This window comes from Cryobacterium sp. HLT2-28, from assembly GCF_004402495.1.
Classification (GTDB): Bacteria; Actinomycetota; Actinomycetes; order Actinomycetales; family Microbacteriaceae; genus Cryobacterium; species Cryobacterium mannosilyticum.
The window spans coordinates 33,960-48,551 of sequence record NZ_SOFH01000001.1; the positions used below are offsets into that span (position 1 = coordinate 33,960).

Annotated in this window: 9 protein-coding genes and 1 pseudogene; 4 read left to right on the forward strand and 6 right to left on the reverse strand. The window is 68.8% G+C overall.

What is annotated here, in order from left to right:
- Window positions 1–125: 125 nt before the first annotated feature.
- The 4 genes from E3O48_RS00170 to E3O48_RS00185 form a co-directional block, all read right to left on the reverse strand.
- Window positions 126–1,337, reverse strand: a complete 1,212-nt coding sequence (locus tag E3O48_RS00170) for an extracellular solute-binding protein (protein ID WP_166788558.1) — start codon at window positions 1,335–1,337, stop codon at window positions 126–128.
- 246 nt (window positions 1,338–1,583) lie between these two features.
- On the reverse strand, window positions 1,584–5,078 hold the full coding sequence (locus tag E3O48_RS00175) for a hypothetical protein (protein ID WP_134536854.1): 3,495 nt from the start codon (window positions 5,076–5,078) through the stop codon (window positions 1,584–1,586).
- A 208-nt stretch (window positions 5,079–5,286) separates the two neighbouring features.
- The gene (locus E3O48_RS00180) at window positions 5,287–5,967 is read right to left on the reverse strand and encodes an NAD(P)H-binding protein (RefSeq protein ID WP_134536855.1); all 681 of its coding nucleotides are present in this window, start codon (window positions 5,965–5,967) and stop codon (window positions 5,287–5,289) included.
- 57 nt (window positions 5,968–6,024) lie between these two features.
- Window positions 6,025–7,794, reverse strand: a complete 1,770-nt coding sequence (locus E3O48_RS00185; protein ID WP_241982325.1) for an MDR family MFS transporter — start codon at window positions 7,792–7,794, stop codon at window positions 6,025–6,027.
- A 511-nt stretch (window positions 7,795–8,305) separates the two neighbouring features.
- Here E3O48_RS00185 and E3O48_RS18245 point away from each other — a divergent pair.
- The 3 genes and pseudogenes from E3O48_RS18245 to E3O48_RS00200 form a co-directional block, all read left to right on the forward strand.
- Window positions 8,306–8,692: pseudogene (locus E3O48_RS18245) on the forward strand (D-alanyl-D-alanine carboxypeptidase family protein); the annotation flags it as partial.
- Window positions 8,693–8,926: 234 nt separating this feature from the next.
- The gene (locus E3O48_RS00195; protein ID WP_134536857.1) at window positions 8,927–10,009 is read left to right on the forward strand and encodes an amidase domain-containing protein; all 1,083 of its coding nucleotides are present in this window, start codon (window positions 8,927–8,929) and stop codon (window positions 10,007–10,009) included.
- 102 nt (window positions 10,010–10,111) lie between these two features.
- Window positions 10,112–10,861, forward strand: a complete 750-nt coding sequence (locus tag E3O48_RS00200) for an amidase domain-containing protein (RefSeq protein ID WP_166788559.1) — start codon at window positions 10,112–10,114, stop codon at window positions 10,859–10,861.
- 109 nt (window positions 10,862–10,970) lie between these two features.
- On the opposite strand, the gene pgm is transcribed toward E3O48_RS00200, so the two are convergent.
- Window positions 10,971–12,587 (reverse strand): phosphoglucomutase (alpha-D-glucose-1,6-bisphosphate-dependent), encoded by a 1,617-nt coding sequence (pgm, locus tag E3O48_RS00205; protein WP_134536859.1) that lies wholly within the window; start codon window positions 12,585–12,587, stop codon window positions 10,971–10,973.
- A 36-nt stretch (window positions 12,588–12,623) separates the two neighbouring features.
- Here pgm and pheA point away from each other — a divergent pair, with 36 nt between their 5' ends.
- Window positions 12,624–13,571 (forward strand): prephenate dehydratase, encoded by a 948-nt coding sequence (gene pheA, locus E3O48_RS00210; RefSeq protein ID WP_134507905.1) that lies wholly within the window; start codon window positions 12,624–12,626, stop codon window positions 13,569–13,571.
- Here pheA and E3O48_RS00215 read toward each other — a convergent pair.
- Window positions 13,568–14,563 (reverse strand): diacylglycerol kinase family protein, encoded by a 996-nt coding sequence (locus E3O48_RS00215; protein ID WP_134507907.1) that lies wholly within the window; start codon window positions 14,561–14,563, stop codon window positions 13,568–13,570. The genes pheA and E3O48_RS00215 overlap by 4 nt on opposite strands.
- Window positions 14,564–14,592: the final 29 nt, after the last annotated feature.

The window sequence follows — 14,592 nt, forward strand, 5'->3', positions numbered from 1 at the left end:
TTGAGCTTGTCGAAACCCGGTGGTCGAGCTTGTCGAAACCCGGCGGTCAAGCCGGTCGCGACCCGGTGACCGGGCCGGTCGAGGCCATGCTGGCCTCGACCGGCCCGACTGCGGGGTGAGGCAGGTTAGCCGAGCGCCTTGACGTCGGTGGTCCACTGCGCCCACGACTGGTCCGGCGTCATCGTGCCGTCTTCGACCCGGGTGAGCGCCTGCTGCATGGCGTCGTTGATGGCGAAGTAGAACTCACCCTTGAACGGAGTCACGTCGACGGCTGCGGCGCGGTTGGCGAGGATCTGCCCGGTCGGAGCGTTGTTGAAGAACGGGTTCGTCGCCCCGAGGAGTTCGTCGCTCTTGAGAGCGTCGACCTGGCTCGGGAAGGTGCCCTTGGACGCGAAGGCCTTGAGCTGCTGCTCAGGGGCGGTCAGCCAGGACGCGAGCTTCTGAGCTTCCTTCTGGTGCTTGGACTGGTTGGGAACGGTCAGGTACGAGCCGCCCCAGTTGCCGCCGCCGCCGGGGAACGTGTCCGCGACGTCCCAGCCGGTGACGCCTTCAGCGTTGCCCGAGATCACGCCGAGCATCCAGCCCGGGCAGAGCATCGTGGCGAAGCCGTTGTTCTGGAAGCTGGCGGTCCAGTCGTCGCTCCACTGTCCGAGGTGCGCCGAGAGGGTGCTGCTGGCGTCGAGCACGCTCGTGTACGCCGCCTTCACCTCCGGGTTCTCGGTCGCGATGATGGTGCCGTCCTTCTTCTCGTAGGCGTTGGGGATCTGGTTGACGACGCCCTGCCAGGTGGCTCCGGCCGAGTCGAACCACGGCACGTTCGTGCCGGCGGCCGCGAACGTCTTGCCGGCCGCGAAGTAGCTGTCCCAGCTGGTGCCGAGGAGTTTGGCGACCTCGGCGCGATCGGTCGGCAGGCCGGCCGCGGCGAACAGGTCGGAGCGGTAGCAGACGCCCTCCGGGCCGATGTCGGTGCCGTAGGCGATCAGGCGACCGTCGGCATCCGTGGCGGCCTTGGCCTTCCAGTCGAGCCAGCGGTCCTTGACGTCGTCGCTGGTCAGGTCCACGAACTGGTCAGAGTACTTCAGCAGTTCCGGCAGCCAGTCGACCTCGATGGCCTCCACGTCGCTCAGGCCGCTGCCCGCGGCGAGGCGGGTGGTGAGGTTGTCGCGGGCCTCGTTGGAGGTCGCCGCCTTCTTGTGCGTGATGGTGACGTTCGGATTCGCCTTCTCGTATTCGCCGAACAGGTCGTCGTAACCGAATTCGTTGAACGTGGCGACGGTCAGTTTGACATTCTTGTCGGCTGACTGCTCGGTGCCGGCGCCGGCTGAACAACCGGACATTACCAGTGCGAAGGATGCTGCTCCGGCGACTGTTACTGCAAGTGTGGTGCGCGGGAAACGCTTCACGGTCACTCCCTTGTGTGCGTGCTGATGGGTGGATGCGAGTCCGCTCTCATCAGGTTCTGTGAGAGCGCTCTCACGATGTGATGCCCACGTTAGTGCGCGCATCGGTCGTTTGTCAAGAGAGCGCTCTCCGTGGAGGAGTCCGGACGAGGCGGGGAAGCGGCCTGCCCGTCTCCGTACAGGTCAGAACCCGGCCGTCTCCGGCACGGTCACCGTGAGGGAGCGCACCCGGCCGTCGCGGCGGAACACGCTCGCGCTGAGTTCGGCGTCGAGCGAACCGCCGGCCCCGGGCACCCGGCTGCCGTCGGCGAGGTGCGCGACCACCTCGAGTGGGCCGCCGCGGTGGAACACGACCGGCACCTGGCAGAACGTGAACGCGAGCGCGCCCACGGGCAGCTCGATGCGCTGCCGCTCGCCGGCGAGGTCCCGGTAGGCGAAGGTGCCGGGCGCCGTGGTCCATTCGCCGGCACGCAGCAGGGTGGGTCTGAACCTGATGCGACCGTCCTCGACCCGCAGGCCGAGCTCGCCCAGGCGGGTGAGTACCTCCTCCTTGACCTGCCCGGTCATCCCCGGCTGCCGGGCGCCGTGTCCGGCCGGTGTGTGCGAGTAGGGGTCGGTCGGGAAGGCGCCGTAGGTCAGGGGGTCCTTGCAGTAGCCGATGCCGGCCCGCACGTCCTCATACGCCGCCATCAGAGCCCGGATCGCGGTCTCGTCGGCCCGCTCGGCGACGGCCCGTTCGAGCGTCTCCTGCACCGCAAGCAGCAGCTTCGACACCATGTGCCAGTAGATGCTGCCGAGGCCCTCGTAGGCGAAGAAGGAGCCGGAGCGCCCGGTGAACTCCGCGTGCCGGAAGACGTCCTCGAAGATGCCAAGGAGCTGCGTCCGGTCCCGTTCGACGGCGACGTGCATGGCCGGGTCGGCGCTGAGCCGGTTCAGCGCCTCCGAAACGCCCCTGGCGTTCCGAATGTGGGCGGCGAAGTGCAGGTCACCGTCGACGTCCCGCACCACGATGCTCCGGTCTCCGGCCTCCACGAGGCGCAGGGCGAGCGGGCAGTCGGCGGCCCGCTCGGCGTCGAACGTATTGCGGGCCAGGAAGGACGGCAGGTCCTTGTCGGGATAGAGGATGTAGCTGTGCTGGTCGGCGCGGTACAGCCGGCTCGCGCGCAATGCGCTGAGCACGTCCAGCGACTCCTCGGGGGTGAGCAGGCCCGAGGAGAGGATGGCGACCTGGCCCTCGAGCATCTCCGCGAGCGGTCGCACCTCGGCCCGATCGGATCCGAGGTCGAGCACGTTGTAGGAGTGCACGAGCCCGTCGCCGCGCCGGTTGGCGCGCAGGCCGGACTCGACGAAGGATTGGGCCAGAGCAAGCACCTCGGCCACATCTCCTGCGGCGACCGTCGCACGATCGCCGCCGAAACCGGCGTAGACCCGTTCCCGGTAGGCGGTGCCGGCCGCACCCAGACCGTCCATGACGGCCCGTCGGCGAGTGGCATCGAACCCGTCGGCCAGCGCATCCGCATGCCCGACGAGCACGTCGCGCACCGCGGTGAGCAGCCCGGCGAGCTCACTGCTGAGCTCGACGTCGACCGTCAGGAGATCCTGCACGAAGACCAGGTAGCGGCGCAGATAGGCGAGGGTCACCACCGACAGCCCCCGGCCGACCAGCGCATTGTTGGCGTCGTTCCACTCCGGGCGTTGCGTGGTCATCCAGATGCCGCCGTCCGGCACCAGGTTAACGAGTTTGGCCAGCAGGAGCAGCAGCACCTTCTCGGCCAGAGTCACCCGCATAAGGTCGCCGTCGGCCCCGTGCACGAGCCGGCCGTCCGCCCCTTCCGCGGTGACCCGCCGGGTGATCACCCGTTGCCGCTCCTCGTCGAAGGTGATCGTGTCGTACGGGTCCGCGAGGATGTCCGCATAGCCGGCGATCCGGTACGGCACATCGGCGTGGGTGAAGGCCGCCCGGTTGATGAGCGCGTCGAGGCGCCCCGGGTGGAAACGCCGGGATGTCTCGAGCAGCTTGAGCAGGTAGATGATCTGGTGGTCGCTCCAATAGCCGATGTTGGCCCACGGGTTCTCGGGCTCGGGCACCTCCCAGTCGATGCCGTCGCGGGAGATCCGGTACGGGTTGTAGCCGTCGGCGGTCGTGGCGTCAAGGAAGATCGTGACCATCGACTCGACGTATTCGGGGAACGACCAGGCCAGCGCCTCCCAGTTCTGGAAGATGTCCCGCCAATTGCCCTGGTACTCCAGGCGACGGTCCCCGTTCTCGTCTGTGAGGACGATCCGGAACTGGTTCCACGGCCGGCTCGGGTCGCCGTGCCGACGGCTGAACGTGAGTGGCAGGTACTCCGTGGCGAGGCGCCACAGGTCGAGGTCGCCATGCTCCAGGGCGATGGCGATGAGCTCGTCCGCCCGCAGCCGCTCGGGCAGAGCCTCCAGAACCGCGGCGCAGCGGCGGGCGGTGGACGTGCTCCGCTGGGCGATGAAGGCCCGCACGTCGCGGGACTCCACCGTGTAGCCCTCGGCGGGGACGCCGCCGCGCATGGTGTTGAAGAGCACATTGGCGGTGTGGTGGATGGTCGCCAGCTCGTCGCCGCTCTGCTGCGTGGCATCGGTGGCCGCCAGGATCGTTTCCAGGTCGGACCGGGTTTCGACGATGTCGGCCGCGAGCTCCGCGGCGAGACCGAGCGGGTCGCGCAGCTTCGCGCGCAGGCCGACGACATCGGCCGAGTCCTGGTTCACGTCGGCGACGACCTGCCAGCTCGCAGTGCTGCCGGGGGAGAGCGTGACCCGGGCATGCACGAGGTAGGCGCCGCGCCGGCCGCGGACATCCGTCTCGGCGGTGATGCCCCGGCCCCGGGCGAAGGCGGACAGCTGGTCGATCGAGAGCAGGTGCTCGGCGTTGTCCAGTCCCACCTGCCAGGCCACATTGGCCTGCAGCGATTCGCTGGGCTCGGCCAGGTCGGTCAGCGTCGCGCTCAGCGTGAGCAGCCCGAGGCCAGTCGACTGGTCGAGTTCGGCACGCTTGTAGGCGTCGAGCAGCACGCTCAGTTCGTTCTGCGTCTTACTGCCTGCCCCGGCGGGAAGGATGTTCACCAGGCCGTCGAGGAGGTCGATGTCGAGTTGCTCGCCAGGCTGTCCGCCCGGCTCATCGTCGGCGAGCGAGGTCAGGGCGCAACTGCGCACGACGCCGAAGCGGGCGCTCGTCTGCCAGGTCACGCGCAGGCGCAGGCCGAGGTCCGGACGGGTCTCCTCGAAGACCAGGGTGGTGCCGAGGGCGTCCTTGTACAGGGTGCGCTGCACGGCTTGATCGCCGGGGCGGAGCTCCGCGAACGGCTGCCAGTGCGTGCTGGTCCCGTCTGGGCGTCGAACGAGCAGCACGCTGAGCCCGCCGGTTCGCCCGGCGCTTTCGGTGACCTTGTCGTCGGTGTAATAGGGGAAGAGGGCCCGATCGGCGTCGACCCGGCCGGCCGTCAGGCCCCCCGTGCTCGAGATGAAGAACCAGACGTCGCTCGCGCCGACGAGGGTCATGAAGAACGGCGGCATCTGGTCGTAGTTCTCGATCCGGTAGAACCGGCGTCCGTCCAGGTCGACCGGTCCACCTCGGACCGTGCCGTCACCGGGATCGAACCCTCGTTCGTCCAGAACGGCGGGCTGGGCGATGGACTCGACGTGCATGCGATCCTCCATTGGATTCACCCGGCGGGTGCTCCGGCCGGAGACGGCTCCATCACCTCAGTGATGAGAGCGCTCTCACAGACTGCCAGAGATCGCTCCCGCGTTCAAGCGCGGCCCCTCCGGCGTTCGCCCGTGGGGCCGCGCTTCACGGTCGCCCCCTCGGGGTCGCCCGGTTGGCCGAACCTCAGCCCGAGGGTCGGCGGTCGGCTCAGGCGAAGGCGGCTACGGCGGGGGCGATGGGCTCATCGCCGGACACCAGATGCAGCAACCGGCGTTCGGCGGCACCGGTCTCGATCAGCGCTGCCAGCACGGCCGCGACGTCTGCGCGGGGAACGCTTGCCGGTTCTTCCGGCAGGCCGGGGCCGGCCGGGCTGAGGCGAACCAGACCGGTGCCTGGCTCGTCGGTCAGGCCGCCAGGGCGGACGATCGTCCAGGCCAGGGGGCGGGCGATGAGGTCTTCTTCGGCTGCGAGCTTGGCCTGCAGGTAGCCCAGGAAGTCTGCCGGGACATCCGAGGGGGTCTGACCTCCCCGGACCTTCTCGGTGCCGGTCGAGGAGATCTGGATGAAGCGCGCCACGCCGGCGGCTTCGGCAGCGTCGGCCAGCCGCACGGAGCCGCCGAAGTCAACGGCGTGGCGGCGCTCCTCGCTGCCGCCCGCTCCGGCGCCGGCCGCGAACACAGCGACGTCGGCTCCGTTCAGGAGGTGGGCCACGTCAACAGCCGATGACTTCTCGAGGTCGATCACCACCGGGACGGCCCCGTCAGCGACGAGATCGGCCCTCTGTTCCTCCGTGCGAATCAGCCCGACGACCTCATGGCCGTCCTTGGTGAGCTGCCGGGTCAGCTGTCGAGCGATCTTTCCATGTCCACCTGCAATAACAATACGCATTGAGGGTGCAACCGCCCGCCGCCACGGATCATTCCCCAGGGCGGCGGACTCGCGCGGTCAGCGGTTCGTCGGCTGCGCCGGGCGCTCGAATTCGTCGACGTCGATTCCCGGTTCGATCAGCGCGCCCATCGAGTCCGCGGCGCGCTGGACGTCCCGGGTGAGCTCGGCCTGCTCGGCGGCGTGCTCATCGGCTGCCTCCTGGAGCGCTGACGTCGTCCGCAGCGGCGGGGCCTTGAGGAAGAAGCTCAGGACGAAGGCGATCAGCACGACCACGAGGCTCACCCAGAACACGGTGAGGGTCGCGTCGTTGAAACCCACGAGGAACGGCTGGGCAAGGCGCGGGTCCGCGGCCTTGAGGAACGACGTGTCCCCGTCGAGGGCGCCGCCGATGCCGCTCGGGTTCGCCAGCAGCTTGAGGATGCCCGCGTTCGCCGGGTCGGCCTGGACGGCGGGATCGGTGGCGGCGGCCTTGACGCCGGCCAGCAGCGCCGTGTTGCCGAAGGCCGAGGTGAGGGTGTCCGGAATCCGGGTGAAGAGCACGGAGAACAGCACGGCAGTGCCCAGCGTTCCACCGATCTGGCGGAAGAACGTCGACGCGCTGGTCGCGACCCCGATGTCGCGGGGGCCGACCGAGTTCTGGCTGGCGATGGTGAGCGTCTGCATCAGCTGGCCGAGGCCCAGTCCGACCAGGAGCATCCCGATCATCATGAACCAGACCGGCTTGTCGGCGGTCGAGAAGGTGAAGAGGAGGAAGCCGGCCGACATGAAGGCCGTGCCGACGGTGGGGAAGATCTTGTACCGGCCGGTGCGGGCGATGATCTGGCCGCTCACGATCGACGAGATCATCAGGCCGAGGATCATCGGGAGCATGAGGAAGCCGCTCTCGGTGGGGTTGGCCCCGTCGACGAGCTGAAGGTAGAGCGGAACGGTCATCATGGCGCCGAACATACCGAAACCGACGAACACTCCCAGCACGGTGGCCATGGAGAACGTCGCGGACTTGAAGAGCTTGAGCGGGATGAGGGCGTCGTCTCCCATCATCCGCTCGGCCAGGATGAAGGCGACGATGCCGAGCGCGCCGACCGCGTAACAGGCGATCGAGGCCAGGGAGCCCCAGCCCCAGGTGCGGCCCTGCTCGGCGACGAGCAGCAGCGGAACCGCGGCGAGGACCACCGTGACGGCTCCCCACCAGTCGATGCGTACCGGGCGTGTGAAGTGCGGAACGTGCAGGAACTTGAGCACGATCGCGAGGGCCACGATGCCGATCGGGATGTTGATCAGGAAGACCCAGCGCCAGCCGGTGACGCCGAGGATCGTCGTCGCCCCAGAGAGCACGCCGCCGATGAGCGGGCCGATCACGCTGGACACGCCGAAGACGGCGAGGAAGTAGCCCTGGTACTTCGCCCGTTCCCGGGGCGCGAGCATGTCGCCCATGATCGTGAGCGGGAGGGCCATCAAGCCGCCGGCGCCCAGCCCCTGGATCGCGCGGAACACGGCCAGCTCGTACATGGAGTTCGCCATGCCGGCCAGCAGGGAGCCGACGAGGAAGATCGTGATCGCGATCAGGAAGAGCGGGCGGCGGCCGAAGATGTCGCTGAGCTTGCCGTAGATCGGGGTGCTGATGCACGACACGATCAGGTACGCGGTCGTCACCCAGGCCTGCAGGGCCATGCCGTCGAGGTCGTCGGCAATGGTGCGCATCGACGTTCCGACGATCGTCTGGTCGAGCGCGGAGAGGAACATCCCTGCCATCAGGCCGAAGATGACGAAGAGGATCTGCCGATGGTTCATCAGCGGGGCGGCGGAGGCGGGGGCAGGAGTTTGCATCGTGTGCAAAGTTACACGACGGGCAATGAATTTTCAAGCATCCTGCGGCCCGTCCGGAGAGGAAGATTCACCTGCCGGGTCTATGCTCGGCGATGTGGGGCAGGAACAGCAACCAGAGGTGTCGCGGTCGGTGCGGAGGCGGCGCATTGTTGCGGTGACCGTTGTGGTCGTGCTGCTCGCCGGTGGCGCGCTCGCGATCGGCACGATCTCGGGCAGGGCGGCAACATCCCTGACCGGGGCTGTGACCAGGACCGGCCACGCGACCGCGCAGCCGAAGGCTCCGACGTCGCTGCCGATGCCCACTCCACAGCCCACGTCGACCGGCTCGGCCCGGCCGTCGCCGGCGGGTTCGCAGCCTCCGGCCGTCGTGCCCACCTTCAACCGGTCCGCCCGGTCCATCGACGACCCCACCAGCCTGTGGGCCGTCGTCGACAAGGTCCGGCCGTTGCGGCCCGCCGACTACACCCCGCCCGACCTGGTCGAGGTGCCGGTTCCGCACGTCTGGCAGCCGATGCTGCGCGCGGAGGCCTCGAACGCCGTCGTCGCGATGTTCGCCGCCTTCACGGCGGAAACCGGCCTGCAGCTCCAGTCCCAGAGCTCCTATCGCAGCTACGGCACCCAGGTCGACGTCTACAACCAGGACGTGGCGGCCAACGGCCAGGCCTTCGCCGACACGAGCACGGCGCGCCCGGGAACCAGCGAGCACCAGACCGGGCTGGCCATCGACATCAGCGCGCTGCCGGGCAACTGTTCGCTCGATCCCTGCTTCGGCGCCACCCCGCACGGCCAGTGGCTGGCTCAGAACGCGTGGCGCTTCGGGTTCCTGTTGCGGTATCCGGCCGACAAGGTCCCGATCACCGGCTACGGCTACGAGCCCTGGCATTTCCGGTACATCGGAGCGGACCTCGCGACCGAGATGCACAACACGGGAGTGACCACCCTGGAGGAGTTTTTCGGGCTGCCCGCGGCGCCCGGCTACAACTGATCTCCAGCACGTGCACGGGTTTCGGATGCTTCGCACAGGCTTCTGCCATCCGGGCGTGGTTGGGTCTTGGGTCCCCTTCCGCTACCCAGAAACGATTTTGTGCGCCCCGATCCACGCAATGAACCCCGTATCCGTTCCCGCCATCGTGTGGAGAAGCCCGCGAGACCCCGGCATGTCGTGCTCGCCGGAAGCGCCGCGGCAGCCTGTGCCGCCGTCGCGATCTCGGTAGGTTTCGCCACCGGCGGCAGCGCCATCGGTGCCAGTGCGCCGTCACCCACCCGAGCGGTCCCCGCCGCGGCCGCTCCCGCAGCACCCGTCGAACAGCCGAAGCCGGTGGTGCACAGCAGCATCAGCGCCCCCGACGGCGCGTCGGTCGGCCCGGTCACCGGTGGCACGACCGTGACCGTGAGCGGAGACGACCTGGCCGGCGTGGCAAGCGTCACCTTCGGCGGGAACGCCGGCGCAGTCGTCTCGGCCACCGAGAGCACCGTCACCATCACCACCCCGCCCGCCACCGACCTGGGCACGGGCCCGGTCGCGGTCGAACTCTTCGACGCCGCGGGCACCACCGTGCCGGTCAACGCGGCCGGAGCCGGTGTCTCGGACTCCGCCGCTGCCGCCGCAGGGTCGGCCGTCGCCTCGGTCCCCGCGCCCGGTTCGGCCGCTCCTTCCGCACCGGTCCGGACCGCTCCTGCGCCGTCGCCGGCTGCAGCCCCGGCCGCCGGTGGAACCGCCTCGCTGACCTTCAACTACGTGCCTGACCCGAGGGTCACCGCGCAGACGACGTACGCGCTGGCCCACTGGGACGACTACAACACCGACGACTACGGTTCCATCGGCGGAAACGACTGCGTCAACTTCACCAGCCAGACCCTCGTGGCCCGGGGCTGGACGATGGACGCCGGCTGGTCGTTCGACACCGACAGCCTCAAGTACAGCCCGGCCTGGGCGAGCTCTACGGCCTTTGCCGCCTACCTGGCCGCCCACCCGGAGCGGGCCACCCCGCTCACCGACAAGCAGCGCAACCTCGTCAAGGTTGGCGACATCGTGCAATTCGACTGGGACGATTCCGGCGATGAGGATCACACCGGGATCGTGACCCGAGTGGAGAAGAGCGGGCAAACGGCTCGAATTTATTATGCCGGTCACACGTCCAATACCGACTACCAGTCGGTGGACGAATCCCTTCGCAACGGCGGCGGAACGGTCTCGTTCTGGAGCGTCAAGTAGCACCTGTCCACGGTTCGGCCTCGCCGCCCGCACAGTGAAATTCGCAGGCAAATGTGCTTGTCTGGACGTATCCCCCCCCAAAGAATTGAGATATTTGTGTTGTTGACCCGGCGTTTCCGCATCGGCGTTGTCGTGCTGGTGCTCGGCGGCCTTGTCGCCGGAACGGCGGCTGTCGCCTCCCTCGGCGACGACGAACCGTCGTCCGCCGCCCGGGCCGCGAGTGCGGGCGGTGACACCGTGACCGGCAAGCGCTCGGCGTCCACGGCCCCGACCGCCACGCCGCGGGCCGCCCCGGCCGACGCCGGCGCACCGGTCGCTGTCGAGCAGCCGAAGCCGGCCCCGGTGGCGCCCGTCGCCCCCGCGGCGCCGGCCACTGCCGGCGTCGAGGCGCAGGTGGCCTATATGCTCGCGCACTGGAGCAGCTACAACACCGCCGACTACGGCGTCATCGCCGAAAACGACTGCGTGAACTTCACCAGCCAGTCCCTGATCCAGCGCGGCTGGGAAATGGACGACGCCTGGTGGTCGAAGGGCAAGGGCGGCTCGTTCACGCACTCGGCGGCCTGGATCAGCTCCACCGCCATGATGAAGTACCTCGCGAGCTCCGGCCGGGCGACCGCACTCACCGATGACCAGCGCGACGAGGTCAAGGTCGGCGATATCGCCCAGTTCGACTGGGACAACTCCGGCGACCGCGACCACACCGGAGTCGTCACCCGGATCGAAGGCTCCGGCGACAACATCGAGATCTTCTACGCCGGCCACACCGACGACACCGACTACCGTTCGGTCGACTACGCGATCACCGAGAAGCACCCGGGCGCGACCGCGTACTACTGGAGCATCCCCTAACCACCTTGCGCATCACGGCCGCGCCGGTTTCGGCGGGCCGCGCCCGCGAACAGGGAGCGCCGTGCCGAGGCCGGCGCGGGGACGAACCGGATGCCGTCGACCGTCCGGTCTAGGCGATCGCCGCGTCCACGATCGCCTTCGCCTCGATCTGCACCTGGCGCAGGTGCTCCTCGCCCTTGAAGGACTCGGCGTAGATCTTGTAGACGTCTTCGGTTCCGCTCGGCCGGGCCGCGAACCAGGCGTTCTCGGTGACGACCTTGACCCCGCCGATCGCCGCCCCGTTGCCGGGGGCGTGGCTGAGCTTGGCGATGATCTTCTCGCCGGCGAGCTCGGTGGCCGTGATCGCCTCACCGTCGAGCCTGCCGAGCTGCGCCTTCTGCGCCGGCGTGGCCGCGGCATCCACCCGGGCGTAGGCGGGGGAGCCGAAGTGCTCGGCGAGCTCGGCGTAACGCTGGCTGGGGGACTTGCCGGTCACGGCGAGGATCTCCGAGGCGAGCAGGGCCAGCAGGATGCCGTCCTTGTCCGTGGTCCAGACGGTGCCGTCGAAGCGGACGAAGCTCGCGCCGGCGCTCTCCTCGCCGCCGAACGCGACGGATCCGTCGATCAGGCCGGGCACGAACCACTTGAACCCGACGGGAACCTCCCAGAGGTCCCGGCCGAGGAAGCCGGCTACCCGGTCGATCATGGTCGACGAGACGAGCGTCTTGCCGATCTGCGCATCCGCCCGCCAGCCCTCGCGGTGGCTGTACAGGTAGTCGATGGCGACGGCGAGGAAATGGTTGGGATTCATCAGCCCGGCATCCGGCGTCACGATGCCGTGGCGATCGGCGTCGGCGTCGTTGCCGGTGAGGATGTCGTAGTCGTCCTTGTGGGCGAGCACGGAGGCCATCGCCGACGGGCTCGACGGATCCATCCGGATCTTGCCGTCCCAGTCGACGGTCATGAAACGCCAGGTCGGGTCGACCTTGGGGTTGACGACGGTCAGGTTGAGTCCGTAGCGGTCGCGGATGGCACCCCAGTAGCCGACGCTCGCCCCGCCGAGCGGGTCGGCGCCGATCCGGATGCCGCTCGCCTTGATCGCGGCCATGTCGATGATGTTCTCGAGGTCGTCGACGTAGTGGCCGCGGAAGTCGTAAGTCTCGACCGCGCTCGGCTCGCTCATCTTCACGTCGTGCAGTCCGCCGGCGATGAGTTCGTTGGCGCGATTCGCGATCCACGAGGTGGCGTCGCTGTCGGCCGGACCGCCGTGCGGCGGGTTGTACTTGAATCCGCCGTCGGAGGGCGGGTTGTGGCTCGGGGTGACCACGATCCCGTCGGCCTCGTCGCTGTTTCCGGCCCGGTTGTAGGCGAGGATCGCGTGCGAAAGGGACGGGGTGGGCACGTAGTCGTCGAACTCGTCGACGAGAACGCGGACGCCGTTGGCGACGAGCACCTCGAGAGCCGTCGTGTAGGCCGGACCGCTCAGCGCATGCGGGTCGGTGCCGATGAAGAGCGGCCCGGTGATGCCCTGCTGGGCGCGGTACTCCACGATCGCCTGGGTGGTCGCGATGATGTGGTCCTCGTTGAAGGCCGTGTTCAGGGAACTTCCCCGATGGCCTGAGGTGCCGAAGGCGACCCGCTGGGCGGGCACCGAGACATCCGGTTTCAGGTCGTAATACGCCTTCACCAGCGCGTCGACGTCGATCAGGTCAGATTCCTGGGCCGGGGTGCCCGCTTGTGCTGTCATGGGACCCAGTCTTGCACTGCAAGTAGGCTGTGAGCCATGTCCGAGACGCGCAATGTCAGCTACAGCTTCCTCGGTCCCGCCGGCACGTTCACCGAAGCGGCGCTCGCGCAGGTGCCGGAGGCTCGAGGGAAGGCGTGGCGCGCGGTCAACAACGTGGGCGAGGCCCTCGCCGACGTCGTCTCCGGGCGCAGCGTCGCCGCGATGATCGCCATCGAGAACTCGGTCGACGGAGGCGTGTCCGCCACCCAGGACGCCCTCGCGAACGTGCCGAACCTGCGCATCATCGGCGAATACCTTGTGCCGGTGAACTTCGTGCTGGTGGCCAGGCCGGGCACGGCCCTCGCCGATGTGCGGGTCGTCAACGCGCACCCGGTCGCCTACGCCCAGTGCCGCAGCTGGCTCGAAGCGACACTGCCGCACCACGGCCACATCCCGGCGTCGAGCAACGTGACCGCCGCGTCGTCCCTGCTCGACAACGACCAGGCGGATGCCGCGATCGCGCCGCCCGGCATCGACACGCGTTACGACCTCACCGTGCTCGCCACCGGGATCGGCGACAACCCGAACGCGGTCACCCGCTTCGTGCTCGTCGGCCGGCGGGGGGCGCTCCCCGAAAGGACCGGCGCCGACAAGACCAGCGTGATCGTCGAACTCCCCGAGGACCGTCCCGGCTCGTTGCTGGACATGCTCGAGCAATTCGCCACCCGCGGGGTCAACCTCAGCCTGATCCAGTCCCGGCCGATCGGGGACGCGATGGGGCGGTACCGGTTCGTGATCGACGCCGACGGGCACATCCAGGACGAGCGTGTCGCCGACGCGCTGCTCGGACTGCGCCGATTCAGCCCGAAAGTGCTGTTCCTCGGCTCCTACCCGCGAGCGGACAAGCGGCCGATCGAATTCACCTCGCACTACGACGATGACGTGTTCATCGGTGCCAGGGAATGGTTGACGGAACTGATCGGCGACGATCCTTCCGCCACCTAGGCCACGGCCGGCAGGCGCACCATCAGTGCGCCTGGGTCGGCGCGGAACGAGGCGGCGCGCACCAGACCGAACTCATCCCCGTCAATCTCGAACTCCTGCGCGTGCTCGAGCACAATCCGGATGCCTGCCCCGCGCAGCGTCGTCATCACCCGTTCGTTGCTCGATTCGGTGCGGTCGATGATCCGCCGCCCCGCAGCCGAACGGCGAAGCACCCCGTTCTCCCAGGTCACCCGGCGCCAGATCGCGAGCCAGCCGAGGACGCCCTTCGGCTGCAGCACCGCGATGTCGAGGATTCCGTCGTCGATCCGGGCGTCCGGCAGGAACTGCATGTTCCCGGGCAGCAGGCCGCAGTTCGCGATCAGGATGGTGCTCACGTGCGCCGGCCGGTCGGTGCGCCCCTCCACGCTGTACCGGATCCGGAACGGCCTGGCCGTGGGGATGACCCTGGCGCCCGCGTCGACGTAGGCGAGCCAGCCCACCCGTTTCTTCAGGTCGGCACTGGTGCTGGCGATCATCCGGGCGTCCAGGCCGATCCCCGCCATCACCAGGAAGGCGTGCTCGACGGCGGCGCCTGACTCGGTCGTGACGTTCGCCACCCCGACGTCGACGGGCTTGTCGACCCCGGTGAATGCGATCCTGGCCGACTCGTCGAGGCTCGACAGTGGCAGCTTCAGATTGCGGGCCAGGAGATTCCCGGTGCCGGCCGGCACGATGGCCAGCGCGATCCCGGTGCGGCGGAGGACCTCCGCCACGGCGCGGACCGTGCCGTCGCCGCCGGCCGCAATCACGACGGATGCCCCCTGTTCCACGGCGAGCCGGGCCGCTGCGGTGCCCGGATCGTCCAGGGACGTCGGGAACCAGAGGCTCTCGTCCCAGCCCGCGGCGGACGCGGCGCCCGCCACGCTCAGCCGCAATTTCACCAGGTCGACCTTGATCGGGTTGTAGACGACGGCAGCGCGCAGAACTCTTTCGGTCTGACCGGGAGTATTCACGGGGCAAGGCTAGCAAGGTGCCCCGGTGG

What these genes read in the sequence shown, in the direction of transcription:
- E3O48_RS00170 (WP_166788558.1), bottom strand. Translation starts at nt 1,337, where the DNA reads ATGTCCGGTTGTTCAGCCGGCGCCGGCACCGAGCAGTCAGCCGACAAG.
- E3O48_RS00175 (WP_134536854.1), bottom strand. Translation starts at nt 5,078, where the DNA reads ATGCACGTCGAGTCCATCGCCCAGCCCGCCGTTCTGGACGAACGAGGG.
- E3O48_RS00180 (WP_134536855.1), bottom strand. Translation starts at nt 5,967, where the DNA reads ATGCGTATTGTTATTGCAGGTGGACATGGAAAGATCGCTCGACAGCTG.
- E3O48_RS00185 (WP_241982325.1), bottom strand. Translation starts at nt 7,794, where the DNA reads ATGCAAACTCCTGCCCCCGCCTCCGCCGCCCCGCTGATGAACCATCGG.
- pgm (WP_134536859.1), bottom strand. Translation starts at nt 12,587, where the DNA reads ATGACAGCACAAGCGGGCACCCCGGCCCAGGAATCTGACCTGATCGAC.
- pheA (WP_134507905.1), top strand. Translation starts at nt 12,624, where the DNA reads ATGTCCGAGACGCGCAATGTCAGCTACAGCTTCCTCGGTCCCGCCGGC.